A 26,062-nucleotide genomic window follows, 5' to 3' on the forward strand; every position below is an offset into this window, starting at 1 on the left:
AGAACCCCATGGGGTGGGTCCCCGTCAACAACCTTTGCAGCTACTGAGCGGTAGCAAACCGTTGTACTGGTCAGGGGACGACAGGGAATTTTGTGGAGAACCACCAAAGCCAGACGGCGCTCAATTGGACACACCATCTCAATTCAGGACAAGATCATAAGCTGTCCGGTGTCAGTGACGGTTCGTCCGGGGCGGACAGGCTGAACACCGCGCCGGCCACCGCCGCGCTGGCGGCGATCTTCGCCTCCAGCGCGCGCAGCCGCACGGCCACGTGCGACTCGACGTCGTCCCCGGCGAGGTCGACGTCGCCGACCACGGAGATCATCCGTGGCCCCACCACTTCCAGTCGCAGGTAGGTCACCCGGGCGACCTCGGGCATGGCCAGCATCGAGCGCAGCACGGCGGCGCGTACCCGCGGGTCGGCCTCCTCCCCGACGAGGAACCGCCGGTTGCGGTTGATGAGCACCGCCGCGACCACCACGAGCAGGACGCCGACCAGGATCGACCCGACGGCGTCCGGCACGGCCGAGCCCGTCACCTGGTGCGCGGCCAGCCCTGCGGTCGCCAGCACCAGGCCGGTCAGCGCGGCCGCGTCCTCGGCGAACACGGCCCGCAGCGCCGGATCCGAGGTGGCCAGCACGTGCTCGATGAGATCGCGCTGCATCACCCGGGCATCCGCCCGGGCCTGGCGCACCGACTGCAGGAACGACATTCCCTCCAGCAGGAACGACAGGCCCAGCACGGCGTACCCGAGGAGGAAGTCGTCGGCCGGGACCGGGTTGCGCAGCTGGCCGACGCCGTGCGTGATCGAGAACGCGCCACCGGCCACGAACAGGCCCACCGCCGCGAACAGCGACCAGACGTACGCCTCGCGGCCGTGCCCGAGCGGGTGCTGCCGGTCGGCCGGGCGGGCGGCGCGGCGGTTGGCCACGACCAGGAACACCTCGTTGCCGGTGTCCGCCCAGGAGTGCGCCGCCTCCGCGGTCAGCGAAGCCGACCTGGTGATCAGCGCCGCGGCCGTCTTGGCGACCGCGATCAGCAGGTTGGCCCCGAATGCCACGAAGACGGTACGGAAGCTGTCGGGCCCGCGCGTGTCGCCGGGCAGCAGGAAGGGGAAGCCGCCCGGCGCTTCGTCGCCGTCGCGCCGGGAGTCCTGCGGCGGGCCGGTGCGGCCCGGTCGATTCATCGATTGCCACCTGTGCGGGTGATCATCTGGCCCCTACCGGTCGTCTCCGCCTCCGACCATATCCGCCGCCGCCGAGGCCGATCCGTTCCGGTGTGGATCGACAGCCGTCTCGGCCAGTTTTTCACCTTTAGGCATATATAGCGGGTAGTAGTGCGCAAATAACTCATGATGGACGGGACACTCGATAGCCTGGGCGAAACGCCTCGCCGACCGGACGAGGACGGGGGAGTGGGTCGATGACCACATCGCCGGACGCGCGGCCGTCGGCGCCGGCGCGGCAGGGGCTGGTGCTCGCCGCGCTGATCATGGTGGCGGCGGTGGCCAACCTCAACCTGGCCGTCGCCAACGTCGCGCTGCCCGACATCGGGCGGGCGTTCGACTCCTCGCAGACGGCGCTCAACCTCATCGCGGTCGCGTACTCGCTGGGCCTGGCCTGCTCGGTGCTCTACCTGGGCGCGCTCGGCGACCGGTACGGGCGCAAGCTCATGCTGGTGCTGGGCATCCTGCTGTCGGTGCCCGCGTGCCTGCTCGCCGCGTACGCCCCGACCGACACCGTCCTGATCGTCGCCCGCTTCGTCGGCGGCCTGTCCGCCGGCATGGCCTACCCGACCACGCTCGCGCTGATCGCCGCGCTGTGGTCGGGACCGGCCCGCACCCACGCCATCGCGCTCTGGTCGGCGGTCGGCGGCGCGATCGCCTCCCTGGGACCGCTGGCCGCGGGCTTCGCCCTGGAGCGCTTCTGGTGGGGCTCGGTCTTCCTGATCACCCTGCCGCTGGCGGCGATCGCGCTGGTCATGGCGTTGGTGCTGGTGCCCGCGCACGTGCACGAGACCACCGAACCGGTCGACAACCTCGGCGGCATCCTGTCGGTGGTCCTGGTCGGCGCGGCGATCCTGGCCATCAACTTCGCGCCCGTGCCGAACTCCGGCGCGCTCGTCGCGGGGCTGACCGTGCTCGCGCTGGCCGCGGTCGTCGCGTTCGTGCTGCGCGAGCGCCGGGCCGCGAACCCGCTCTACCACCTCGGCATCGCCTCGCGGCGGGTGTTCTGGGTCGCGGCCTGCGCGGGCATCATCGTGTTCGGGTCGCTGATGGGCGCGATGTTCATCGGCCAGCAGTTCCTGCAGAACGTGCTCGGCTACACCACGGTGCAGGCCGGCATGGCCATCCTGCCCTCGGCGATCCTGATGGTGCTCATCGCGCCGCGGTCGGCGAAGCTGGTCGAGTCGCACGGCGCCAGGTTCACACTGCTCCTCGGGTACGCCTTCGTGCTGCTCGGGTTCCTGACCATGCTGCTGCTCTGGCGGGAGGGCATCGGCTACTGGCAGGTCGGGCTCGGGTACGCCTTCATCGGCGCGGGTGTCGGGTTCGCGGGCACGCCCGCCTCGCACTCGCTGACCGGCGCGGTCCCGGTGACCCGGGCGGGCATGGCCTCCGGCACGGCCGACCTGCAGCGCGACCTCGGCGGCGCGGTCATGCAGTCGATCTTCGGGGCACTGCTGACCGCCGGGTACGCCACCGCCGCCGCGGCCGCGGTCAGCGCCGCCCCGCCCAGCCCGGAGATCACCGCCAGCGTGCAGACCCAGCTCACCAAGTCGTTCTCCAGCGCCGCCACCACCGCCGAGCAGTACCCGCAGTACTCGACGCAGATCATCGCCGGGGCCAAGGAGGCGTTCCTGCAGGGCGACCAGTGGGCCTACCTGGCCGGCATCGTCGCGGTGCTGATCGGCGCGGCCATCGTGTACGCGTTCTTCCCCCGCAAGCACCAGGAGCAGCGGCTGCTCGACGAGTACGCGGCCACGGACGCGGGCAGATAACGGGCGGCGTGCCCATGGACATGATCCACATTCGGGCGGTGAGCCCGCCGGATCTCAGCGATCGCCTCGTCGGCGTGCTCGCCGCCGATCCGGCCGTCGTCAACCTCGTCGTCCTGCCAGGGGTGGCCCGCAACCCCGACGGCGACGCCATCGAGTGCGACCTGCTCACCGGCGCGGCCAACCAGGTCCTGCGCAGCCTCCGCGACCTGGGCGTCGACCGCCGCGGCTCGGTCGTCATCGAACCCGTCGAACTGGCCCTGTCCGAGCGGGCCGCGCAGGCCGAGACCCACCGCGGCGCGCTCGCGCGGGCACCGGTCTGGGACGAGGTCCAGTCGCGCATCCGGGCCGGGGCCTTCTACACGCCGAGCTTCTACCTCTTCCTCGCCGTCGCGGGTGTCATCGGCGCGGTCGGCATCCTCACCAACTCGGAGATCCTGATCGTCGGCGCGATGGTCGTGGGACCCGAGTACGCGGCCGTCGTCAGCGTCGCCTCCGGCCTGGACCGCGGCGCTTGGGCACCGGTCCGCAAAGGGCTGTCCGCCCTGCTCGGCGGTTTCACGCTGGCCTGCCTCGCGGCGTACGGGCTCGGCCTCGTCGTGCGCGGCGCGGGCCGTACGCCACCGGCCTTCGAGCTGGGGTTGCGGCCCGTGTCCCACCTGATCGACTCGCCGAACTTCTTCTCGATGATCGTCGCGGTGCTGGCGGCCGTCGTCGGCGTGGTGGCGCTGACCGAGGCGAGGTTCAGCACCATGCTCGGCGTGTTCATCTCGGTCACCACGATCCCGGCGGCGTCCGACATCGGGGTGGCCTGCGCGTACGCGTTGTGGCGCGAAGCCCGGGGCTCCCTGCTGCAACTGCTGCTCAACCTCGTGGTGCTGATCGTGGTCGGCTTCCTCACGCTGCGCGCCCAGCGGTTCATCTGGCGGTGGGTGGCGCGGCGGCGCGATCGTGCCGAGCCGGCCGTGCCGGACGGGTGAACCGTCCGGGCACCCACCGGTGAGATGGGACAAAACCGGAAGGCGGCAGCCTGGGGCCGTCGGTAGCCTGGCCCCATGCCCCCACGCCTGCCGCACCCCGATCCCGGCATTCCGGATATCCGAGGCCCCGTGCGGTACCTGTGGTGGCTGGTCCGCCGCCAGTGGCCGCGCGCCCTGCGCGGCAGCGTCGTCGGCACGGCGTGGATGATCGGGCTGGCCGTCCGCCCCTGGCTGATCGCGCGGGCGATCGACGACGGGCTGCGCACGGGCGACACGCGGGCCCTGCTGACCTGGGTCGCCGCGATCGTCGCCACCGGAATGGTCGTCGCCTGGCTCGGCATCATGCGGCACCGGACGATGACCTTCCTGCGCGAGGACGCGACGGCCCGCTCCTCGCAGGTGGTGCTGCACCACATCGCCCGGCTCGGCGCGGTGCTGCCGCGCACGGTCGCGTCGGGCGAGATCGCGACCGTGTGCGGTACGGACGTGTCGCAGGCCTCGTGGGCGCTGACGATGACCGGGCCGGGTGTCGGCGCGATCCTGTCCTACGCGACCGCGGCCGTCGTGCTGTGGTCGGTCGACCCGATGCTGGCCCTGTTCGTGCTGCTCGGTGTGCCCGCCGTCGCGCTCGCGGTGGGACCGCTGCTCAACCGGCTGCAGGGCGTCGACACCGCGTACCGGCACGAGCTCGGGATCCTGACCACCCGGGCCGGTGACATCGTGTCCGGGCTGCGGGTGCTGGCCGGGGTCGGCGGACGCGACCTGTTCGCCCGCCGGTACGCGGCCCGGTCGCAGAGCCTGCTCCGGCGGGGCTACCGGGTCGGCTCGATCACGAGCTGGGTGCAGGCGCTGACCGCGGGCATCCCCGCCCTGTTCCTGGCCGCGACCGTCTGGCTGGCGGCGCGGATGGCGACCGAGGGGCAGATCACCGTCGGTGAGATGGTCGCCGTCTACGGATACACCGCGGTCCTGTCGGTGCCGGTCTGGTTCCTGCTCGAAGGCGGCTTCATGACCGTGCGCGGCATCGTCGCCGCCCGCCGGATCATCGCCGTGCTGCGCATCGAGCCCGAAGCCACCGCGTCCGGCGCCGCCCCCGCAGGTCCCGCCGAGCTGCATGACCCGCAGTCGGGTCTGACCGTGCCGGTGGGCCGCATGATCGGTGTCGCGGCCGAGGACCCGGCGGACGCGATCGCCCTCGCCGACCGGCTCGGCCACTACGTGCCCAGCGAGGTGACCTGGGGCGGGCTGCCGATCACCGAGGTCGACGCGGCGCAGGTCCGGGCCCGGATCCTCGTCGCCGACCACGACTCCTACCTGTTCCCGGGGCCGCTGCGCGACGTGCTGCGCGGCCGCGGCGACGCCACCGACGCGCAGCTCGCCGCCGCGATCCGCACCGCCTCCGCCGACGACGTCGTGGAGTCGCTGCCCGGCGGGCTCGACGCGCCGATCGAGGCCCGTGGCCGCAACCTCTCCGGCGGCCAGCGCCAGCGGGTACGCCTGGCCCAGCACCTGCTCGCCGAACCCGACGTGCTCATCCTCGTCGACCCGACCTCGGCCGTCGACTCGCACACCGAGGCCCGCATCGCCGACCGGCTGCACGAGCACCGGACCGGCCGGACCACCGTCGTCATCGCGACGTCCCCGCTGCTGCTGGACCGCACCGACCTCGTGGCGTTCGTCCGCGACGGGCGGGTCGCCGCCGTCGGCCGGCACGACGAGCTGCTCGAGACCGAACCCGGCTACCGGGCACTGGTCGCCCGCGACGCCGACGAGCCCGAGACCGACGCCGCCAGGGAAGTGGGAGCAGCGCGATGACCGAGATCACCGCCGGAGCGTCGGCGATGAAGGCACTGCCCGTCGCGGACCGGGCGACCGTCCGCCGCTCGGTGGCCGAGCTGGCGCGGGCCGAGAAACGGTCGCTGCTCCTCGGGCTGGTGCTGCACGTCGCCGCGGCGATCGCCGGACTCGCCTCGCCGTGGCTGGTGGGACGGATCGTCGACCGGGTCGCCGCCGGCGCGGCGGCCTCCGACGTGGACATGTTCGCGCTGGCCATCGCCGGGTGCGTGGTGGCGCAGATCCTGCTCTCCCGCACCGCCCAGAACGTCGGCAACCGGTTCGGCGAGCGGGCCAACGCCCGGCTGCGCGAGGACTTCGTCGCGCGTACGCTGCGCCTGCCGATCGCCGTGGTCGAGCGGGCGGGCACCGGCGACCTGGCCACCCGCAGCTCCGTCGACGTCGCCACCGTCGGCAACGCCGTCCGCCAGGTCGTGCCCACGGTGCTGATCTCGGTCATCCAGCTGCTGCTGGTCGTCGCGGCCGCGTTCCTCCTGCATCCGCTGCTCGGGGTGCTCATCCTCGCCGGGGCCCCGACCACGCTGGCCGTAGCCCGCTGGTATCTGCGCCGGGCTCCGCAGGCGTACCTGGCCGAGGGCGAGGCTGCCTCGGAGCTGACCGAGTCGATGACGGCGACCGCCGAGGGCGCGCGGACCGTGGAGGCGCTGCGGCTGACCGAGGCGCGGACCCGCGAGGGCACCGCGCGTATCGCCCGGCAGTGGACGACCCGCCGGACCACGCTGGCGCTGCGCAGCGTCTTCTTCCCCGTCGTCGAGTCCGGCTACGCGCTGCCCGCCGCGGCGATGCTGCTCGCGGGCGGATACTTCCTGGCCAACGGCTGGGTCACCCTCGGCGCGGTGGTGGCGGCCACGCTGTACGCCCAGCAGTCGATCGAACCGGTCGACCGCATCATGATCTTTCTGGAGCAGGCGCAGCGGGGATTCGCCTCGCTCGCCCGCGTCCTCGGCATCGGACTGGTCGCGCCGGAGCCCCGCGGCGTCGCCACGGCCCCGCCCGGTCAGCGGCTAGTGGTGCGCGGGGTGCGGTTCCGCTACGCCGGCGGCCACGACGTGCTGCACGGCATCGACCTGGAGGTGCGCCCCGGCGAGCGGCTGGCCGTCGTCGGCCCGTCCGGCGCGGGCAAGTCCACGCTGGCCCGCCTGCTGGCCGGGATCGACGCGCCCCGCGAGGGGGCCGTCAGCCTCGGCGGCGTCGCGGTGACCGACCTCGACCCCGCCGAACGCCGCCGCCGCATCGCGCTGGTCACCCAGGAGCACCACGTCTTCATCGGCACGCTGAGAGACAACCTCGCCTTCGCCGCCCCCGGCGCGACCGACGACGACATGCTCACGGCGCTCGCGGCCGTGGGCGCGGACTGGTACGCCGACCTGCCTGACGGGCTCGACACCGAACTCGGCGACGGCGCGCGGGCACTGAACCCGGCCGACGCGCAGCAGGTGGCGCTGGCCCGGCTGGTGCTGGCCGACCCGCACACGCTGATCCTCGACGAGGCGACGGCGGCGCTGGACCCGACGACCGCCCGCCGCACCGAACGATCGCTCGGCGCGGTCCTGCATGGACGGACCGTGATCGCCATCGCGCACCGGCTCTACACCGCGCACGACGCCGACCGGGTCGCCGTCCTGGCCGACGGCCGGATCACCGAGCTGGGCAGCCACGACGAGCTGGTCCGGGCCGACGGGGCGTACGCGGCGCTGTGGCGTTCCTGGCACGGCGACAAGGCCTGACGCCTGTCCGGCTTGACTTTGTTCGGTCGTCATCGCAATGTGGGAGCGCTTCCATCGACGAAGCCCGAACACTCTCCAGGAGGCACGCCCATGTCTCGACCCCGCTCCAACCCGCCCCGCCCCACTCCACTCGCGACGCACTCCGTGCGACCTCGGCTCACCCGCTCCGTCCTCGCCGCGCTGTCCGCGCTCGTCCTCCTCCTCGCCGTCGCCGTGGCCGGTGCGGCTCCCGCGCAGGCCGCGACCCCGATCCGGATCATGCCGCTCGGCGACTCCATCACCGGCGGGCCCGGATGCTGGCGCGCCGTGCTCTGGGACCGCCTGCAACGCAGCGGTTTCAGCGACATCGACTTCGTCGGCACCCAGGCCGGCGGCGGCTGCAACCTCGCGAGCTGGGACGGCGACAACGAAGGCCACGGCGGATACCGCGCCGCCGGCATCGCCGACCAGAACCAGCTGCCCGGATGGCTGGCCGCCACCCACCCCGACGTCGTGCTCATGCACCTGGGCACCAACGACATCTGGAACAGCACGCCCACGGCGACGATCCTGGCCGCGTTCAGCAAGCTCGTCGACCAGATGCGGGCGAGCAACCCGGCCACGAAGATCCTGGTCGCCCAGATCATCCCGATGACGCCCAGCGGCTGCTCCTGGTGCCCGTCCGGCGTCGCCGCGCTGAACAGCGCCATTCCGGGCTGGGCCGCGAACCGGACGACCGCGCAGTCGCCGATCACCGTCGTGGACCAGTTCACCGGCTTCGACACCACCGCCGACACCAGCGACGGCGTGCACCCCGACGACTCCGGCTTCCAGAAGATGTCCGACCGCTGGTATCCCGCGCTGACCCCGCTGCTCGGCGGGAGCACGCCGGGCGACACCACCCCGCCGAGCACCCCGGCCGGGTTCTCCGCGACCGTCGACTGCAGCCTGCGGGTCACCCTGACCTGGACCGCGTCCACCGACAACGTCGGGGTCAGCGGCTACGAGGTGTTCCGCTCCGCCAACGGCGCGGGGTTCGTCTCGATCGGCACGACCACGGCGACGTCGTTCCCGGACACGTTGAACGGCCTGTACCGGTACCAGATCAGGGCCCGGGACGCGGCCGGCAACACCTCCGCCTTCACCGACCCCGTCAGCGTGGTGCCCCCGCCGTGCCCGCCCCAGGACACGCAGCCGCCCACCACGCCCGGCACGCCGGCCGCGTCGGCGGTGACCACGACATCGGCCACCCTCACCTGGACGGCGTCCACCGACGACCGCGGCGTCGCCGGGTACGACGTCTACCGGGCGCCCGGCACCGGCGGCAGCTTCGCCCTCGTGGGCACCTCGACCGCCGCCGCCTTCACCGACACCGGTCTGGCCCCGGCGACCACCTACCGGTACCAGGTCCGCGCGCGCGACGCCGCGGGCAACACCTCCGCGTTCTCGACCGCGGCCACGGTCCGCACCGCGGGCGGCGCCGCCGGCTGCGCGGCGGCGCTGACCCTGCAGACCGGGTGGGGCGGCGGCTACGTCATGCAGCCCAACACCGTCACGAACACGGGCACGGCCGCCATCAACGGGTGGACGGTCACGTTCACCCTGCCTGCCGGGCATGTCCTCACCGGGTCCTGGAACGCGTCCGTGACCGTGAATGGGCAGACCGTGACGGCTCGCGGGATCACCGGCCAGAACGCCACCCTCGGCGCGGGCAGTGGCACCACCTGGGGCTTCCAGGCTTCTCGACCCGCCGGTGACACCACGGTGCCGTCGGCGGCCACCTGCGCCGCCTCCTGACGGATTGCACGGCGGAGGGGCGCGCGGACGCCCCTCCGCCGTGCCGGCTTAGTCGCCGGGGACTTCCACCAGGCCGTACTCGAACACGTCTTCGAGGAAGCGGCCGCCCCACCTCCGGAACACCTCCACCACCGTGATCCTGCCGGTGCCGGTCGAGCACGACCGCACCGCGACCTTCGGGGTGTGGCTGTGCGTGCCCGACCACAAGGAGTGGACCCGGATCAACGCGGCGGCCAGGAAGGGCGGCTCGGCCTGGGCCGGAACCACCTTCGAGGGGCGGCTCGCCACCGCGATCCAGCCGTGGCCGGACGTCTTCGGCGCGTGGACCCGTGCTGTCGTGCCCGCGCCGAACCAGGTTCCCCGCCTGGTGCACAGCCATGACCCGCTGCTGGCACGGGTGCTGACCGAGCGGTGGCCCGAGGAGCTGATCCGGTCCCGCGGCGAGCACGCGGTCCGGCCGCTGAGCGGCGGCCCGACCCCGAATCCGTACCGGCGCTCGCTCTGGTCGCGGCTGAGCGGCAGCTGAACCGTCGCGGCCGGACTCGCGCCGTCCCGAGGTGACCAAGAACGCGTCCCGAACGCGATCCGGGTAACACCGCCGTGCCGCCGGGCCGCGTTAGATGGAGGCATGACGAGCAGCAACGGCGCCGTACCGGTGACCATCGCCATCACGCGCCGGGCCGACCCCAGCCACGCCCGCGAGATGATCGCGTGGATGCGGGCGGGCACGACCCTCGCCGAGGAGTTCCCCGGGTTCCTGGGCGCGGGGTGGGTGCGGCCGGGGCCGGGCTCCACCGACTGGCACATGCTGTACCGGTTCGCCGACGCCGACGCGCTGCGTACCTGGGAGGAGTCGGCGCAGCGGCAGTGGTGGCTGTCGTCGGCCCAGGGCATCGTCGAGCACGCCCGCACCGAGCGGCGTACGGGCATCGAGGGCTGGTTCGACCCGCCGCAGGAGCACAGCGTCGAGGAGGCGCGTACGCCCGCCCCGCCGCGCTGGAAGCAGGCGGTCACCATCTGGCTGGTGTTCTTCCCGCTCAGCCTGCTGGCCAACGCGGTGGCGGTGCGCTACCTGGCCGGGGCCGCGCTGGTGGTGCGCACCCTGGTCATCACGCTGTGCCTGACCCCGCTGATGACCTACGTGATGCTGCCGTGGATCACCCGGCTGCTGGAGTGGTGGCTGCACGGCCGCCCCGCCCCGTGGCGTACGGCGTCATCCGGCCGCTGACGGCGGGCCCGGCGGGGGCCGCAGCAGGCGGGTGGCCGTGTCGAACAGGTGCTCGCGCAGTTCGTCGTCGCTGAGGCGTACCAGGGCCGGATCGACCCCGGCCACGATCAGCCCGCCGCTGACCATGGCGGCGGCGACCAGCGTCGAGCCGTCCGGATCGGGCCCGGTGAACAGGGAGCGGATGCGCTCGAACGAGGCGTGTGCCGGGTGTCCGCGGACCAGCCGCGCGACCATCGGATCGAACTGCACGATGGCGGCCAGCCGGCGATGCGTGATGATCAGGTCGATGATGCCGGCGAGCGTCGCGGTGAACCGCCGCTGGTGGTCCGGCTCGGCGTCGATGGCGTCGGCGATCTCGAGCAGCCTGTCCAGCGCGGGGCCGACCACCGCGAAGACGATGTCCTCCTTGGTGCGGAACTGGTGGTAGACGGCGGCCTTCGTGACGCCCATCCGGTCGGCGATCATCTGCAGCGAGGTGCCGCTGACGCCCTGCTCGGCGAACAGGTCGAGCGCCGCTTCCAGCACCCGTTCCCGGGCCGGTCGATCGGGCCGGCTGCCCCGCTGCGCCATCGTCCGCCTCCGTCCGTCGATCGGCTCCGCGGTGATCCTAACGGCATCTTGCGCCTGGATAGCCGATCGGCTAGCTTTGCCGCCTAGCCGATCGGCTATCCAGTTCGGCAGGGTCGTCAGTGGGAGGCGTCATGGGCACCGCTTGGGACAGGGAAGTCGATGTGCTCGTCGTCGGCACGGGCGCGGCCGGCCTGACCGCCGCGATCGCCACCGCCGACGCCGGCCGCCGGGTGGCCGTCGTGGAGAGCACCGCCACCTGGGGCGGCACCACCGCGCTCAGCGGCGGCGGGCTGTGGATGCCCGCCAACCCGCTCATGCTCCGCAAGGGCCATGCGGACTCGGTCGACAAGGCACTGACCTACCTGCAGGCGGCCGTCGGCGACGCCGGCCCGGCCAGCTCCGACGCGCGGCGGCGCGCGTTCGTCGAGACGGTTCCAGAGGTCTACCAGACGCTGGAGCGGCTGGGGGTGGCCTGGGCCGACGCGCCCGAATACCCCGACTACTACCCGGACCGGCCCGGCGGCATGATCGGGCGCGGCATCGAGTCCGAGCCGTTCGACGTACGCCGCCTCGGGCCGTGGCTGGAGACCGCGCGCTTCCGCGGCTCGACGCCGCCCGTGCCGCTCAAGACCGACGACGTCTGGCTGCTGGTGCGCGCCTGGTCGACGTTCTCCGGCTTCGTCCGCGGCGCGCGATTCGTGTTCCGCACCCTGTGGGGCTTCGCCCGCGGCAAGCGCCTGCACGGCATCGGCGCGGGCCTGTCCGCCCACCTCATGTCGATCGTGACCCGCCAGGGCACGGAGGTGCTGCTCAACACGCCGCTCACCGGGCTCGTCGTCGAGGGCGGAGCGGTCACCGGCGCCGTGGTGACCGGTGCCGACGGCGCCACCGTCCGCATCCGGGCCCGGGGCGGGGTCGTGATCGCGGCCGGCGGATTCGCCCGCGACACGCAGTGGCGGCAGAAGTACCACGGCATCCCCGGCTACACCTCCGCCGCCGACGGCGACCTCGGCGACCCGATCCGCATCGCCGAGTCCGCCGGCGCGCAGCTGGCCCTCATGGACGACGCGTGGTGGGGCCCGTCGGTCCCGATGCCCGACGGGTCCAGCCAGTTCGTCGTCTCCGAGCGGTCGATGCCGTTCAGCATCGTGGTGGACGGCTCCGGCCGGCGCTACACCAACGAGTCGGCCAGCTACATCGACTTCGGACACGCGATGCTGGCGCGGGACAAGACCGTGCCCGCCATTCCCAGCTGGATGATCGTCGACGCTCGGCACCGCCGCCGCTACCTGTTCAGCGCGCTGGCGCAGGGCACGGCGAAGCTGCGCGAGGCCGGCACGGTGCGTTCGGCCGACACCGTCGAGGCCCTGGCCGTCGAGCTGGGTATCGACCCGGCCACGCTGCGGGCCACCGTCGACCGGTTCAACGGCTTCGCCCGCGGCGGCGTCGACGAGGACTTCGGACGCGGGCGCACCGCGTACGACAACTACTACGGCGACCCGCGGGTCAAGCCGAACCCGAACCTCGGCGCGCTGGAGAAGGGTCCGTTCACCGCGATCAAGCTGGTGCCCGGCGACCTCGGCACCAAGGGCGGCCTGCTGACCGACGAGCACGCCCGGGTCCTCGACGGGGACGGCGCGCCGATCGCCGGGCTGTACGGCGCGGGCAACAGCACCGCCTCCGTCATGGGCCGCACCTACCCCGGCCCCGGCTCGACCATCGGCCCGGCGACCGTCTTCGGCTTCCTGGCCGGACGCCACGCCGCCGACCGCGCCACCGCCGCCTGACCCGTCGTTCCACCCTCTGAACCAGAGCAAAGGCAGACCACCATGCAGATCGCACAGCGGGTCTTCGTCGTCACCGGCGGCGGCAACGGCATCGGCCGCGAGGTCGTCCTCGGGCTGCTCGCCCGGGGCGCCCGCGTCGCCGCCGTCGACCTCAGCGAGACCGGCCTGGCCGAGACCGCACGGCTCGCCGCCGCCGGTGACCGGTTGAGCGGCCACGTCCTGAGCATCGCCGACCGCACCGCGGTCGAGAAGCTGCCCGGCGACGTCATCGCCGAACACGGCCAGATCGACGGCCTGATCAACGTCGCGGGCATCGTGCAGCGCTTCGCCCGGGTACAGGACCTCGGCTTCGACGAGATCGAACGGGTGATGGCGGTCAACTTCTGGGGCGTGGTCAACACGAGCAAGGTGTTCCTGCCCGAGCTGCTCGCCCGCCCGCAGTCCGCCCTGGTGAACGTGTCCAGCATGGGCGCGCTGCTGCCGGTGCCGGGGCAGAGCGCGTACGGCGCGAGCAAGGCCGCGGTCAAGCTGCTGACCGAGGGCCTGTACGCCGAGCTGCGCGGCACCTCGGTCGCGGTGACCGTGGTGTTCCCCGGCGGCGTCGCCACCGACATCCTCGGCAACTCCGGCGTCGGCATGCCCGGCCGCGACGCCGCGTCGGCGGGCACCGGCGCGAAGCTGACCAGCCCCGCCGACGCCGCCGCGCAGATCATCCGGGCGGTGGAGAAGGGCAGCTTCCGGGTACGCATCGGCGGCGACGCCCGCCTGCTCGACCGCCTCGCCCGCCTCATCCCGCAGCGCGCCACCGCCCTCATCGCCGACCGCATGAAGTCCCTGCTCGACAACTGAAAAGCAAGGAAGGGCACCTTCTTAACGGACGTCCGTGTAGAAGGTGCCCTTCCTTCTGCCTGTCGGTGTGGCGTGGAGGAAATGGGTCGCGGGGGAGGGGAGGGGGTGGTTGGGTGGGGGGCGTCAGGTTTTCCGAGGACGAGGAGCGGGACATGCGAGCGACGGTCGGTTCTTTCGAAGCTCTCCTGCCCGTTCGTTCGAAGGACTTGACGTTTGTCGCTCCGCACGCTCAATCTCGGGATTCTGGCCCATGTCGACGCCGGTAAGACGTCACTGACCGAGCGGCTGCTGTACGCGGCCGGGGTCATCGACGCGGTCGGCAGTGTCGACACCGGCACGACGCAGACCGATTCGCTGGCGCTGGAACGCCGGCGGGGCATCACCATCCGCTCGGCCGTGGCGTCGCTGCGCATCGCGGACACGGTGGTCAACATCATCGACACGCCGGGTCACCCGGACTTCATCGCCGAGGTGGACCGCGTTCTCGGCGTGCTCGACGGGGCCGTGCTGGTCGTGTCGGCGGTGGAGGGAGTGCAGCCGCAGACCCGGCTGCTCATGCGCGCGCTGCGCCGGCTCGCCGTACCCACGCTGATCTTCATCAACAAGATCGACCGGGGTGGCGCCGACGCGAAGCGCACCCTCGCCGAGCTGGCACGACGCCTGGACGTGCGCGCCGTGCCGATGACCAGGGTCGTGTCGCCCGGGGAACGCCGCGCACAGGCCGAACCGGACACCCGGGCGCTCGCCGACGTGCTCACCGGCCAGAGCGAGGCGCTGCTCGCCGCGTACGTCGCGGACGAGTCCTGCCTGACGCCGCAGCGGCTGCGCGCCGAACTGGCCGCGCAGACGGCCCGGTGCGCGGTGCACCCGGTCTTCGCCGGCTCGGCGATCACCGGCGCGGGAGTGGACGCCCTGATGGCAGGACTGACGGACCTGCTGCCCGCGTCGGCCGGCGACCCTGCGTCGCGCCCGAGCGGACGGATCTTCAAGATCGAACGTGGTCCGGCGGGGGAGAAGGTCGCCTACGTGCGTATGTTCGACGGGACCCTGCATCTGCGGGACCATCCGACCGGCGGCCGGGACCGGATCACCGGGCTGCACATGCTGGCGCGGGGCGAGTGGACCCCGCACGACAGCGTCACCGCGGGCGGGATCGCGGCGCTGCGCGGCCTGGCCACGATCCAGGTCGGCGACGCCGTCGGCGCGGCGCACGGCCTGGCCGCACACCACTTCGCCCCGCCCATGCTCGAAGCGCTGCTGGTGCCGGCCGACCCCGCCGACGGCGCGCGCCTGCGCTCGGCGCTGGCCCAGCTCGCCGAGCAGGACCCGCTGATCGACGTACGGGCCGACGAGCACCTCGGCACCGCCGTGTCGCTCTACGGCGAGGTGCAGAAGGAGGTCATCCAGGCCACCCTGGCCACCGAGTTCGGCATCGACGCGCGCTTCCGGGAGACCACGACGCTGTGCGTCGAGCGGCCCGCGGGCGTCGGGGAGGCCGTGGAACGGCTCAACACACCGTCCAACCCGTACCAGGCCACCATCGGGCTGCGCGTCGAACCCGCGCCGCCGGGCTCGGGCATCCAGGTGATCGTGCCCGTGGACTACCGGTACGCGCCGCTGTACGTGTACCGCACCCTCGACCTGTTCAAGGACGCCATGGGCGAGTACGTCCGCGACGCGCTGCGCGCGGGCCCGCGCGGCTGGCCGGTGACCGACTGCGTGGTGACCATGACCGAGTCGCGGTACAGCGTCGCGGACGGACCGCCGTCGCTGCGCGGGCCGGACAGCACGTCCGCGGACTTCCGCAAGCTGACCCCGCTGGTCCTGGCCCAGGCGCTGGCCGCGTCCGGGACCACGGTCTGCGAGCCGCTGGCCCGGGTGACCCTGGACCTCCCGGCGTGGGCGCTCGGGCCGGTCCTGAGCCTGCTCAGCAGGCTGCGGGCCGCCGTGGCCGACCAGGTGGCGCGCGGCGACGAGATGACCGTCGTCGCGACGCTGACCGCCGCGGACGCGCAGGAGCTGCACCGGGCCCTGCCGGAGGTGACCGGCGGCGAAGGCGTGCTGGAGTCGGCGTTCGCGGGCTACCGGCCGGTGCGCACCGCGCCGTCCGGCCGGCGACGGTGATGAACAGCCGGGCGGCTTCGCCCGCACCGAGCGGTATGTCGCATTCCAGGCCGGGGTCGGATCGGATAGCGGTTCCCGGAGCGGATCCACCACTTAACATCAGCGAAGAGGTGAAAGACATGCCGAGCACCACGCCACCGCGGTAGGTGGCCATGATGGAGCCTGTGCACCTGTCCGCGTTCGACGGTGCGAGCGAGTGGCTCAACACCGCGCCGCTCGACCGCCCCGAGCTGCGCGGCCGGGCCACGCTGGTGGACTTCTGGACGCTGACGTGCATCAACTGGCTGCGCGCCCAGCCGTACGTGCGTGCCTGGGCGCGGGCCTACCGCGACGACGGCCTGGTCGTCGTCGGCGTGCACACGCCGGAGTTCACGTTCGAACGCGACAGCCACCGGGTCCGGCAGGCCGTGGCGGCGCGGGAGATCGACTACCCGGTCGCCGTCGACAACGACTACGCCGTCTGGCGGGCGTTCGACAACCACTACTGGCCCGCGCTCTACTTCCTCGACGCCGACGGCGTGGTCCGCGACCAGCACTTCGGCGAGGGCCGCTACGAGCGGTCCGAGCAGGTCCTGCAGCGCCTGCTCGGGGTGGAGCGCGCGCTGGTCTCCACCCACGTCGAAGGGCACGGGGTGGAGGCCGAGGCGGACTGGACGCACCTGCGCTCGCCGGAGACGTACCTGGGCTACGCGCGCGGCGAGAACTTCGCCTCGCCGGGCGGCATCGCGTTCGACGAACCCCGCGCCTACGAACGGCCCGAAGACCTGCGCCTCAACCACTGGGCGCTGGCCGGCGAGTGGACAGCCGAGCGCGAGAGCGTCGTGCTCGCCGGTGCCGAAGGCTCCCTGGCCTGCCGGTTCCACGCTCGCGACGCCCACCTGGTCCTGTCCCCGGGCGAGCGCGGCCCGATGGCGTTCCGGGTGCTCGTGGACGGCCGCCCACCGGGGCGTTCGCACGGCGTGGACGTCGACGAGAACGGTGCCGGCGTGCTCGATGAGGGTCGGCTCTACCAGCTGGTACGCGAGCCCGATGACGTGCGCGAGCGCACCGTGGAGATCACGTTCGCCGAGCCCGGCGCCGAGGCGTACGCGTTCACGTTCGGGTGATCACGGGAGGTCCGCATGAACAGCTCGCAGCACGATGCCGTCGCCCCGCCGGCGGTGGACATGAAGGTCGAGGTCGTCGTCATCCCGGTGGCCGACGTCGACCGCGCCCTGAGCTTCTACCGCGGGCTGGGCTGGCGGCTCGACGCGGACTACGAGGCCGGGCCGAAGTTCCGGATCGTGCAGCTGACGCCGCCCGGGTCGGCGTGTTCGGTCCACCTCGGCCGCGGGCTCACCCCGGCGGAGCCGGGCACGGTCCAGGGCACCTACCTCGTCGTCGACGACCTCGACCGGGCCCGTGCGGATCTGATCGGCAGGGGAGTCGAGGTGAGCCCCGTGTTCCACAACAGCTACGACAACGGATTCCAGGAGCGGGTGGACGGCCGGGCCCCGGACGGCCGCAGCTACGCCTCGTTCGCCACGTTCACCGACCCGGACGGCAACGGATGGCTGATGCAGGAGGTCAAGGAGCGGGCACCGGGGCGGTGACCGGGCGGCGCACCTGGTGGCGGCGGTGGCGCGCGGCCGACTGGCCGACCCGGGTCGGCCCGCGGCTGGCGTTGGCGTTCCTGCTGGTCGCCGCCCTGCTGCCGCTGATCGGCCTGATCGCCGAACGCGAGCAGCGCATCGCGGGCGCGCGGGACGCCCAGGTCGAGGCCCAGCACCTGGCCCGGGTGATCGCCGCCGAGGTCGGCGACGACGTCCACGACGGCCGGCAGCTGGACCCCGCCACCGTGCAGCCCTACCTCGACAATCTGAAACGCCAGATCGGCGGCGAGGTCGAGATCGTCGACCTGCGGCGCGGCAGCGTCGCCGACACGATGCCCGCCGGGGTGCCGGGCCTGGGCGCGGACCCCGACGGCCAGATCGCCGCGACGCTGCGCGACGGGCTGATCCGCGCCATCACCCGCGGGGGCGCGGGATCAGCGGCGAAGCTGATGGTCGTCCCGATCCGCGCTCCCGACGACGGCATCGTCGGGGCGCTGGTGCTCGACTACTCCGGGCTCTACGGGCAGGTGCTGGCCGCCGGTGCGCCCAGCCGCCGGCTGACCCTCGGGGCGGGCCTGGCCGGCATGGCGGTGGCGCTCGGGCTGGGCTGGACGTTCTCGCGCGGGCTGGTCCGCGACGTCCGCCGGCTCACGCAGACGGCCGCCAGGTACGCCGAGGGCGACTACGACACCCGGGCGGAGGTGAAGTCCCGCGGCGAGCTGCGGGAACTGGCCGAGGCGCTGAACACGATGGCCGAGCGCATCGCGCAGCGCCGGGCGGAGCTGGTGGACCTGGCCACCACCGACCCGCTGACCGGGCTGCCCAACCGCCGCGCGCTGCGGGCCGGCCTGACCCGCGAGCTGGACCAGGCCCGCCGCCGCGGGGTGCCGTTCTCGCTGATCCTGCTGGACCTCGACCACTTCAAGGCGGTCAACGACGAGTACGGGCACCTCGCCGGTGACCTGGTGCTGCGCCAGGTCGGGCAGATCCTCCAGTCGCAGGTGCGCTCCACCGATCTGGCCGGCCGGCACGGCGGGGAGGAGTTCGCCGTGCTGCTGCCCGACACCGGCCGGGACGCGGCCCTGCGCACCGCCGAGCGGGTGCGGGCGGCGCTGTCGGGCACGCCGATCGAGTTCCAGGGCCACACGGTACGGGTCACCGCGAGCCTGGGCGTGGTCACGTATCCCGAGGACGGCCTGACCAGCGAGGAGCTGGTTCGCCGCGCCGACGTCGCGCTCTACGCCGCCAAGCGGGCCGGCCGCGACCGCGTGCACAGCCCGCCCGCCGCTTGATCCAGCACACCGGCGCAGGCCGGCCGAGCGCCGTACGCTGGTTACCGGCGGGTCGCCTGCGTCGCCCGTAGCTCGCCCGGGCTTGAGCGCCGGTTTCCGCGCCGTTCGTGCGCTGTCGTCACGAAACGCGAGGTGGGGTGTGCCGGTGACGTTGTTCGGCCGTGAGCCGCAGGTGCGTTCGCTGCAGTCGGCGGCGGAGCAGGCCGTGGCCGGCCGGGGGTCGGCGACCCTGGTCGAGGGCGAGGCGGGCATCGGCAAGTCGGCGCTGCTGGACGCGGTCGCGGCATGCTGCGACCGGCTGGGGATGCGGACCCTGCGCGCGGCGGGTGAGCAGCTGGAGCGGGACCTGCCGTTCGCGGTCGCCGGCGCGTGCCTGGACGTGCTGACCACCGGCGGCCAGGCCAACCGGGCCCGGGTCGCGGCGCTGCTGCGGGGCGAGGGCGCGGACCGGCAGCCCGGCGCGGCCGGGCACGACTTCGTCGTCACCGAGGCGATGCTCGACCTGGTGGACGACTGGTGCGCCGAGGGGCCGGTGGCCGTGATCGTCGACGACGTCCAGTGGGCCGACGCGCAGAGCATCGTGGTGCTGCACCGGCTGTGCCGCGGCATCGCGCAGTACCCGCTGCTGGTCGTGCTGGCCGCCGCCCCGGAGCCGCGCGGCGACGCGATGAGCGCGCTGGTGCGCAGCATGACGGCCAAGGGCGCGCACCGCATGACCCTGCCGCCGCTGGACCCGCAGGCGGTCGCCGAGCTGGTCGAGGCGACCGTCGGCGCGCCGACCGGGCCGCAGCTGGCGCACCTGGTCGCCACCGCGGAGGGCCATCCCCTCTACCTGACCGAGCTGGTGGCGGGCCTGGAACGGGACGGCGCGCTGCGGATCAGCCAGGGGCGGGCGGAGACCGACCACGACACGCCGCCCGCCGAGTCGCTCCAGGCGATGATCATGTCGCGGCTCGGGCCGCTGCCGGCGCAGATCCAGGCCCTGCTGCAGCGGGCCGCCGCGCTCGGCGGGCCCGTGGACCTGCCGCTGCTGGCCGCGGTGCTGGAAACGCCGGTGCTGGAGCTGGCCGAGGCGTTCACCGCGGCGGCCGGCGCGGGGCTGCTCGTCGAGACCGAGGCCGGGCTGCAGTTCCGCCACGACCTGATCCGGCAGGGGCTCGCCCGGCAGACCCCGTCGTCGGTGCGCGGCGTGCTGCACCTGCGCGCCGCGCAGGCGCTGATGGACCGGGGCGCCGACGTCGAGCAGATCGCCGAGCACCTCGCCCAGGTCGACCACGCCGAACACGGGCAGTGGCTGATGAAGGTGGCCCCCCAGCTGACCGTACGCGCCCCGGACCTCGCCGTGACCCTGCTGCGCGCCGCCGCGGCCGAGGCCGTCGACGAGGCGACGGCGACGAGCCTGAACATCGCGCTGATCCGGGCCCTGCTGTGGGCCGGGCACACCGACGACGCCGAGCGGGTCCTGCACGACCAGCTCGCCGCATTCCAGTCCCCGGCCACCCGTACGCAGCTGCTCGAACTGCGCATGGACGGCTACTTCCGGCAGGGGCGGCTGCAGCAGGCCGCCGCCGCGGGGGAGGACGCGGCCCGGCTCGCGCCAGCGCACCCCGGCCGCCTGTACGGCTTCGCCGCCGTGTGCCGGCTGCTGATCGGCGAGTTCCACACCGCCGACCGGCTGGCCGGCGACGCGCTGCGCACCGGCCTGGCGACCGGCGACGCCATCGCGCAGGCGTACGGTCACAACACCCTCGCGGTGCTGCGGTTCGCGCAGAACCGGGTGCTGGAGGCGCTGGACCTCAACACCGACGCGATGAGCGCGCTCGACCAGGGCGACGCCACGATGATCGTGGACCCGCTCGTGGTCCGGGCGATGTGCCTGTTCGCGCTGGACCGCCCGGCCGAACTCGACCTCGTCCTCGACGCCGCCATGCGGCGCAACCGCGACACGGGCGGGGTCTACCTGACCAGCGCGCAGCTGCTGCGCGCCAACGTGCTGTTCCTGCGCGGGCTCTGGGACGACGGTATGGCCGAGATCCGTGCCGCGCTGGACAACCCGGACCCGCTGCGCCAGGCCCCGGCGCTGCGCGGCTTCGCCGCGATGGTCGCCATCCACCGCGGCCAGGCCCGCACCCTCGACCAGGAACTGGCCATGCTGGCCGCGGACAGCCCGCTGGAGGCGCCGTTCACGGCGCCGCTGCGCTGGGCCCACGCCCTGGCGGAGGAGAACGAGAACGGGCCCGCCGCGGCCCTCGACGTGCTGTTCCCGCTGTGGGAGCAGCCGCCGACGTTCAGCCCCCGCTGCATCGGCTACCGGGTCTGCGCGGACCTGGCCCGGCTCGCCCACGCGGCCGGTGACACCGGCCGGCTGCGGGTGCTCGCCGAGACCACGGCCGACCTGCTGACCCGCCAGCCCATCGACAGCGTCGAGGGCACCGCCGCGTTCTGCGGCGGGCTGCTGCACGAGGACCCGTCGCGGCTGCTGGCCGCCGCGGCCTGGTTCGCGCAGGCCGGCTGGCCGATGCACGAAGGCTACGCCCGCGAGCACGCGGCCGTGCTGCTGGCCGCGGCCGGCCGCCTCCAGCCGGCCCGGGACGAGCTGGCCGGCGCGGTGGCGCTGTACACCGGCCTGGAGGCGATGCGCGACATCGACCGGGCGCGCGCCCGCGCCCGCCAGGCGGGCATCAGGCAGGGTGTACGCGGCCCGCGCGGCCGCCCGAAGCACGGCTGGGCCGCGCTGAGCGACACCGAGTACAAGGTCGCGCTCGCCGTGGCGGAGGGCAGGTCCAACCCCGACATCGCGGCGCAGATGTTCCTGTCGCCCCGCACCGTCCAATCGCACGTGTCCAGCATTCTGGCCAAGCTCGGGCTGCGCTCACGCGTCGAGATCGCGGTCAGCGCGTCCGCCGTGGAGAACCGCGCGGCGGCGACCGGCTAGCACACCGACCGGGCCGGTCACCGGTGTGCCCCCGCTCTTCGCCGCGGCGGCGGCCCGTAAGGTGGCGGCCATGTCATTCCCGCCCACCGGCGTGGTCCGTCCGGTTCGGACGCGCGCCCGCCGGTCGACGACCCGGATCGGGGCATGAGCCAGCTTCTCGTACGCACCGCGCCGGCGGACGCCGACGCCGCGCCCGCACCGGCACCGGCCTCCGGGATCACGGCCTGGTGCGCCAGGGTCGCCGCCTCCCGCGGCTTCGAGGTCACGATCATGTCGGCGATCGCGGCCAACGCCGTCCTCCTCGGCCTGGAGACCTATCCCGAGCTGCGCTCGGCCGGCTGGCTGACCGTGCTCGAATGGCTGTTCCGGGCGGTGTTCGTCGCCGAGATCGCGATCCGCCTGCTCAGCTACGGCCGGCGTCCGCTGGACTTCTTCCGGCACGGCTGGAACGTCTTCGACCTCGCGGTGGTCGCCGCGGCGTTCATCCCGGGCCTGCACGGGGACTCGGCCATCCTGCGGGTCATCCGGATCGCGCGGGTGGTGCGGCTGATGCGCTTCATGCCGGGCCTGCGCACCATCGTCACCGCGCTGCTGCGCAGCCTGCCGGGTGTGGGCGGCTTCCTCGCCCTGGCGATCGTCACGCTCTACGTCTACGGCATGGCCGGCTGGCTGATCTTCGCCGAGCACCAGCCCGAGCAGTACGGCACCATCGGCAGCGCCGTGCTCACCCTGTTCGTGCTGCTGTCGCTGGAGAACCTGCCGGATCTCATCGAGCAGGGCATGGCGCTGTCGCCGTGGACGGTCGTGTTCTACATCAGCTACGTGCTCATCACCGCGAACCTGCTGGTCAACATCCTGGTCGGCGTGATCATCAACTCGATGGAGGAGGCGCGCCGCCTGGAGCAGGCCGATACGCCCACGCCGCCCGCCGGGGACGAAGCCGGGTCCGGTGACCTCGACCGGGTCGCGATCACCCGGCGGCTGGACGATCTGCGTACCCTGCTCGACGACCTGGAGCGCGACCTGCGCGTGGACCGGGACCCGGGCCGGCGCTGACGGCGGCGGCCCGAAATTCTTTCGGCAGGACCGATCGACAGTCTTGACACTGTGAATGTTATCGCTAACATTCTCCTCACACGGCCGTAACCGTCCCGTGTGGTACGGGAAACACCGCGCCCGCACCTGCAGTTGACCAGACTCAACCCTTGATCCGCAGCGGATGCGAGGGCTCCTCGAGGCGCGGGTGTGAACGTTAACAGCTGCCTGCCGCGCGGCGCCCTGCCCTGCCCCGGTGCGGATCCCCCGACTGCAGCGATGCCGGTGGCGCGTGCCGCCATGCCTGCTGAGGTCCGGACCCGTTCATCTGGCTCGCACTGACGTTCCGAGGAGGAACGAATGACACACCGGTCGCGGCGGCTCGGGCTCGGCGGACTTGCCGCCACCCTGCTGCTCTCCCTCGGTCTCACCGCGCTGCCGTCGCCCGCGGCCGCCGCCGAGACCTACGCGGCATACCTCATGGCCCACTTCACCGGCGAGAGCGCCAGCGGTGAGCAGATCTACTTCTCCACCAGCACCGACGGTCTGCGCTGGACCGACCTGAACTACTCCCAGCCGGTGCTGCGCTCCAACGTCGGCGAACTCGGCGTACGCGACCCCAGCATCGTGCGCTCCCCGGCCGGTGACCGGTTCTTCCTGCTCGCCACCGACCTGCGGATCGCCAGCGGCAAGGGCTGGGACGCCGCCCAGCACGCGGGCAGCACGTCGCTGGTCGTGTGGGAGTCCACCGACCTGGTCACCTGGTCCGCGCCGCGGCTGGTCGGCGTGGCCGGCGGCATCAGCGGGGCGGGCTGCGCCTGGGCGCCCGAGGCGATCTGGGACCCGGCCGCCGGCAACTACCTCGTCTACTGGGCGACCATCTCGCCGCGCAACGGCGTGGACAAGGCCCGCATCTGGTACTCCCGCACCACCGACTTCCGCACCTTCACCGCCGCCCAGCCGTACATCGACCGGCCCGGCAGCCAGGGCATCATCGACACCCAGATCCTGGAGATCCCCGGCAGCGTCGGCGGCTACCGCTACATCCGCGCGTCCGGCGACGGGCAGATCTCGATCGAGGGCAGCAACCAGCTGCTCAGCGGCTGGACCAGGCTCGGGGACATCTCCCACCTCGGCATGACCGGCGCGCAGGTCGAAGGCCCGATCCTGCACCAGTACAACGGCCGCAACGAGTGGGGGCTGTGGGTCGACCAGTACGCCAGCGGCCGCGGCTATCTCCCGCTGACCTCGACCAACCTGGCCGCCACCAGCACCTACCGGGTCCGCGCGACCTCGGAGTACTCGCTCGGGGCGAGCCACAAGCGGCACGGGTCGATCATCGGCATCACCCAGGCGCAGTACGACCGGCTGCGCGCCAAGTGGGGCAGCGGCACCGCGCGGCGGGTGCAGTCGTTCAACTTCACCGACCGGTACGTGCGCCACGCCAACTTCGACGCGCGCATCGACCCGAACGTCAGCCCGCTCGCCGACTCGCAGTGGCGGCTCGTGCCCGGCCTGGCGAACTCGGCCTCCGGTTACGTGTCGTTCGAGTCGGTGAACTTCCCCGGCTACTACCTGCGGCACAGCAACTACGACTTCGCCCTGGTGCGCGGCGACGGCTCGGCCCAGTTCGCCGCGGACGCCACGTTCCGGCAGGTCGCCGGGCTGGCCGACGCATCGGCGGTGTCGTTCCAGTCCTACAACAACACCAGCCGCTACCTCCGGCACTACAACTACCTGCTCCGCCTCGACCCGATCAGCACCGCCACCGAACGCTCCGATGCGACCTTCCGGCTCATCACCAGCTGATCCGCGGGCGCCCCGGGCTGCCGTGCCCGGGGCGCCCCCGTTCCCGAGAGCGAGGCCCCGTGACAACATCCGTGACCCGTGGCAGGCGCCGGGCGGTCTCCCGAGCGCTGGCCGTGTGCCTGGCCGCGTCCGCGCTGACCGTGGCGGCCGGTGAACCGGCGTCGGCCGCCGAGATCCCGACCGGCGCGCGCTCGCTGCAGTCGGTCAACCTCTCCGGCCGGTACATCCGGCACAGCGACTACCTCGGCAGCGTCGCCGCGGTGACGTCGGGCAGTTCCGCGCAGGCCAAGAGCGACGCGACCTTCACCGTCACGCCCGCGCTGGCCGGCGGCGCGGGCTGCGTGTCGTTCCAGGCGGCCAACGGCATGTGGCTGCGGCACCGCGACTACCGGGTCCGGCTGGAGACCAACAACGGCAGCACCACGTTCCTGGCGGACGCGAGCTTCTGCGTACGGGACGGGTCGGCCACCGGTTCGGTGCGCCTGGAGTCGTCGAACTTCCCCGGCCGCTACCTGCGCCACCGCAACAACGAGCTGTGGCTGGACCCGTCGACCACCAACCCCGGCACCTTCGTCGCGGACAGCTCGTTCCAGGTCACCGCACCGTGGGTGGCCGGGCGGCGCAGCCCCGTCATCAAGGGACTCTACGGCGACCCGAACATCGCCCACCTCAACGGCCGCTACTACGTCTATCCCACCACCGACGGCTACAGCGGCTGGAGTTCGACCAGGTTCAAGGCGTTCTCCTCCACCGACCTGCTCAACTGGACCGACCACGGCACGATCCTGGACCTCGGACCCCAGATCAGCTGGTCGGACAGCCGCGCCTGGGCGCCGACGATCGCCTACCGCGACGGCCGCTACTACTTCTACTTCTGCGCCGACACCAACATCGGCGTGGCGACGTCGACCAGCCCCACCGGCCCGTTCACCGACCCCCTGGGGCGGCCGCTGGTGGCCGCTGGGTTCCGCAGCGGTCAGATGATCGACCCGCACGTCTTCACCGACGACGACGGCCAGTCCTACCTGTACTGGGGCAACGGCTACGCGTACGGCGTGCGCCTCAACGCGGACATGATCTCCTTCGACGCCGCGCAGGTGCGCACGTTCAGCCTGCCGAACTTCCGGGAGGCCCCGTTCGCGTTCGAACGCAACGGCGTCTACTACATGTCGTACTCGGTCGACGACACCCGCTCGGAGAACTACCACGTCGAGTACGCCACCGCGACCTCGCCGTTCGGGCCGTGGACCCACCGCGGCACGATCCTGTCCAAGAACCTCAGCCTCGGCATCAAGGGCCCCGGCCACCACTCCGTTGTCAAGGCACCGACCAGCGACACCTGGCACATCGCCTACCACCGCTTCGCCATCCCCGCCGGCGACGGCATGAACCGCGAGGTCACCATCGACCCCCTGCGCTTCAACCCCGACGGCACCATCACCCCCGTCATCCCCACCCTCTGACCCGAAGCGAAGGAAGGGCACCTTCTACACGGACGTCCGTTAAG

The 26,062-nt window shown here is 72.9% G+C and carries 19 protein-coding genes; 17 read left to right on the top strand and 2 right to left on the bottom strand.

Features of this window, described 5'->3' with window-relative positions:
• Positions 1–154: 154 nt before the first annotated feature.
• On the bottom strand, positions 155–1,186 hold the full coding sequence (locus Cco03nite_RS24850) for a cation diffusion facilitator family transporter (RefSeq protein WP_203694608.1): 1,032 nt from the start codon (positions 1,184–1,186) through the stop codon (positions 155–157).
• Positions 1,187–1,422: 236 nt separating this feature from the next.
• Here Cco03nite_RS24850 and Cco03nite_RS24855 point away from each other — a divergent pair, with 236 nt between their 5' ends.
• From Cco03nite_RS24855 to Cco03nite_RS24885, 7 genes are all read left to right on the top strand, one after another.
• Positions 1,423–3,000, top strand: coding sequence for an MFS transporter (locus tag Cco03nite_RS24855; protein WP_203694609.1), 1,578 nt, complete (start codon positions 1,423–1,425; stop codon positions 2,998–3,000).
• A gap of 38 nt (positions 3,001–3,038) precedes the next feature.
• On the top strand, positions 3,039–3,977 hold the full coding sequence (locus tag Cco03nite_RS24860; protein WP_239167634.1) for a DUF389 domain-containing protein: 939 nt from the start codon (positions 3,039–3,041) through the stop codon (positions 3,975–3,977).
• 75 nt (positions 3,978–4,052) lie between these two features.
• The gene (locus Cco03nite_RS24865; protein WP_203694611.1) at positions 4,053–5,792 is read left to right on the top strand and encodes an ABC transporter ATP-binding protein; all 1,740 of its coding nucleotides are present in this window, start codon (positions 4,053–4,055) and stop codon (positions 5,790–5,792) included.
• Positions 5,789–7,558, top strand: a complete 1,770-nt coding sequence (locus tag Cco03nite_RS24870; RefSeq protein WP_239167635.1) for an ABC transporter ATP-binding protein — start codon at positions 5,789–5,791, stop codon at positions 7,556–7,558. Before Cco03nite_RS24865 ends, Cco03nite_RS24870 begins: the two co-directional genes overlap by 4 nt.
• A gap of 90 nt (positions 7,559–7,648) precedes the next feature.
• The gene (locus tag Cco03nite_RS24875; protein ID WP_203694612.1) at positions 7,649–9,334 is read left to right on the top strand and encodes a GDSL-type esterase/lipase family protein; all 1,686 of its coding nucleotides are present in this window, start codon (positions 7,649–7,651) and stop codon (positions 9,332–9,334) included.
• 133 nt (positions 9,335–9,467) lie between these two features.
• On the top strand, positions 9,468–9,860 hold the full coding sequence (locus Cco03nite_RS24880; protein ID WP_203694613.1) for a hypothetical protein: 393 nt from the start codon (positions 9,468–9,470) through the stop codon (positions 9,858–9,860).
• Between the two features lie 102 nt (positions 9,861–9,962).
• On the top strand, positions 9,963–10,562 hold the full coding sequence (locus Cco03nite_RS24885; protein WP_203694614.1) for an antibiotic biosynthesis monooxygenase: 600 nt from the start codon (positions 9,963–9,965) through the stop codon (positions 10,560–10,562).
• Here the strand turns inward: Cco03nite_RS24885 and Cco03nite_RS24890 are convergent.
• The gene (locus Cco03nite_RS24890; protein ID WP_203694615.1) at positions 10,548–11,132 is read right to left on the bottom strand and encodes a TetR/AcrR family transcriptional regulator; all 585 of its coding nucleotides are present in this window, start codon (positions 11,130–11,132) and stop codon (positions 10,548–10,550) included. The genes Cco03nite_RS24885 and Cco03nite_RS24890 overlap by 15 nt on opposite strands.
• Positions 11,133–11,263: 131 nt before the next feature.
• Between Cco03nite_RS24890 and Cco03nite_RS24895 the strand changes: the two genes are divergently transcribed.
• The 10 genes from Cco03nite_RS24895 to Cco03nite_RS24940 all read left to right on the top strand — a co-directional run bounded on the left by Cco03nite_RS24895 (position 11,264) and on the right by Cco03nite_RS24940 (position 26,018).
• A complete protein-coding gene (locus Cco03nite_RS24895) occupies positions 11,264–12,919 on the top strand; it encodes an FAD-dependent oxidoreductase (protein WP_203694616.1) in 1,656 nt (551 codons plus the stop codon).
• Between the two features lie 42 nt (positions 12,920–12,961).
• Entirely contained in the window at positions 12,962–13,768 is an 807-nt protein-coding gene (locus Cco03nite_RS24900; RefSeq protein WP_203694617.1) for an SDR family NAD(P)-dependent oxidoreductase, read from the top strand.
• A gap of 213 nt (positions 13,769–13,981) precedes the next feature.
• The gene (locus tag Cco03nite_RS24905) at positions 13,982–15,892 is read left to right on the top strand and encodes an elongation factor G (RefSeq protein WP_203694618.1); all 1,911 of its coding nucleotides are present in this window, start codon (positions 13,982–13,984) and stop codon (positions 15,890–15,892) included.
• 155 nt (positions 15,893–16,047) lie between these two features.
• The gene (locus tag Cco03nite_RS24910; RefSeq protein WP_203694619.1) at positions 16,048–16,998 is read left to right on the top strand and encodes a redoxin family protein; all 951 of its coding nucleotides are present in this window, start codon (positions 16,048–16,050) and stop codon (positions 16,996–16,998) included.
• Between the two features lie 15 nt (positions 16,999–17,013).
• Complete coding sequence (locus tag Cco03nite_RS24915; RefSeq protein ID WP_239167636.1) at positions 17,014–17,484, top strand: VOC family protein; 471 nt, start codon at positions 17,014–17,016, stop codon at positions 17,482–17,484.
• On the top strand, positions 17,481–18,776 hold the full coding sequence (locus tag Cco03nite_RS24920) for a GGDEF domain-containing protein (RefSeq protein ID WP_203694620.1): 1,296 nt from the start codon (positions 17,481–17,483) through the stop codon (positions 18,774–18,776). The genes Cco03nite_RS24915 and Cco03nite_RS24920 overlap by 4 nt, the downstream gene beginning before the upstream one ends.
• Positions 18,777–18,921: 145 nt before the next feature.
• Positions 18,922–21,711, top strand: a complete 2,790-nt coding sequence (locus Cco03nite_RS24925) for a helix-turn-helix transcriptional regulator (protein WP_203694621.1) — start codon at positions 18,922–18,924, stop codon at positions 21,709–21,711.
• A gap of 144 nt (positions 21,712–21,855) precedes the next feature.
• Positions 21,856–22,767: an ion transporter gene (locus Cco03nite_RS24930; RefSeq protein ID WP_203694622.1), complete on the top strand. Its 912-nt coding sequence runs from the start codon at positions 21,856–21,858 to the stop codon at positions 22,765–22,767.
• A gap of 339 nt (positions 22,768–23,106) precedes the next feature.
• The gene (locus tag Cco03nite_RS24935; RefSeq protein ID WP_203694623.1) at positions 23,107–24,555 is read left to right on the top strand and encodes a glycoside hydrolase family 43 protein; all 1,449 of its coding nucleotides are present in this window, start codon (positions 23,107–23,109) and stop codon (positions 24,553–24,555) included.
• 59 nt (positions 24,556–24,614) lie between these two features.
• A complete protein-coding gene (locus tag Cco03nite_RS24940; protein WP_203694624.1) occupies positions 24,615–26,018 on the top strand; it encodes a family 43 glycosylhydrolase in 1,404 nt (467 codons plus the stop codon).
• Positions 26,019–26,062 lie beyond the last annotated feature (44 nt).

The organism is Catellatospora coxensis (assembly GCF_016862635.1).
Classification (GTDB): domain Bacteria; phylum Actinomycetota; class Actinomycetes; order Mycobacteriales; family Micromonosporaceae; genus Catellatospora; species Catellatospora coxensis.

Coding starts and splice junctions, on each gene's coding strand:
- Cco03nite_RS24850 (WP_203694608.1), bottom strand. CDS start 1,186: ATGAATCGACCGGGCCGCACCGGCCCGCCGCAGGACTCCCGGCGCGAC.
- Cco03nite_RS24855 (WP_203694609.1), top strand. CDS start 1,423: ATGACCACATCGCCGGACGCGCGGCCGTCGGCGCCGGCGCGGCAGGGG.
- Cco03nite_RS24865 (WP_203694611.1), top strand. CDS start 4,053: ATGCCCCCACGCCTGCCGCACCCCGATCCCGGCATTCCGGATATCCGA.
- Cco03nite_RS24870 (WP_239167635.1), top strand. CDS start 5,789: ATGACCGAGATCACCGCCGGAGCGTCGGCGATGAAGGCACTGCCCGTC.
- Cco03nite_RS24875 (WP_203694612.1), top strand. CDS start 7,649: ATGTCTCGACCCCGCTCCAACCCGCCCCGCCCCACTCCACTCGCGACG.
- Cco03nite_RS24885 (WP_203694614.1), top strand. CDS start 9,963: ATGACGAGCAGCAACGGCGCCGTACCGGTGACCATCGCCATCACGCGC.
- Cco03nite_RS24890 (WP_203694615.1), bottom strand. CDS start 11,132: ATGGCGCAGCGGGGCAGCCGGCCCGATCGACCGGCCCGGGAACGGGTG.
- Cco03nite_RS24895 (WP_203694616.1), top strand. CDS start 11,264: ATGGGCACCGCTTGGGACAGGGAAGTCGATGTGCTCGTCGTCGGCACG.
- Cco03nite_RS24900 (WP_203694617.1), top strand. CDS start 12,962: ATGCAGATCGCACAGCGGGTCTTCGTCGTCACCGGCGGCGGCAACGGC.
- Cco03nite_RS24910 (WP_203694619.1), top strand. CDS start 16,048: ATGGAGCCTGTGCACCTGTCCGCGTTCGACGGTGCGAGCGAGTGGCTC.
- Cco03nite_RS24915 (WP_239167636.1), top strand. CDS start 17,014: ATGAACAGCTCGCAGCACGATGCCGTCGCCCCGCCGGCGGTGGACATG.
- Cco03nite_RS24930 (WP_203694622.1), top strand. CDS start 21,856: ATGAGCCAGCTTCTCGTACGCACCGCGCCGGCGGACGCCGACGCCGCG.
- Cco03nite_RS24935 (WP_203694623.1), top strand. CDS start 23,107: ATGACACACCGGTCGCGGCGGCTCGGGCTCGGCGGACTTGCCGCCACC.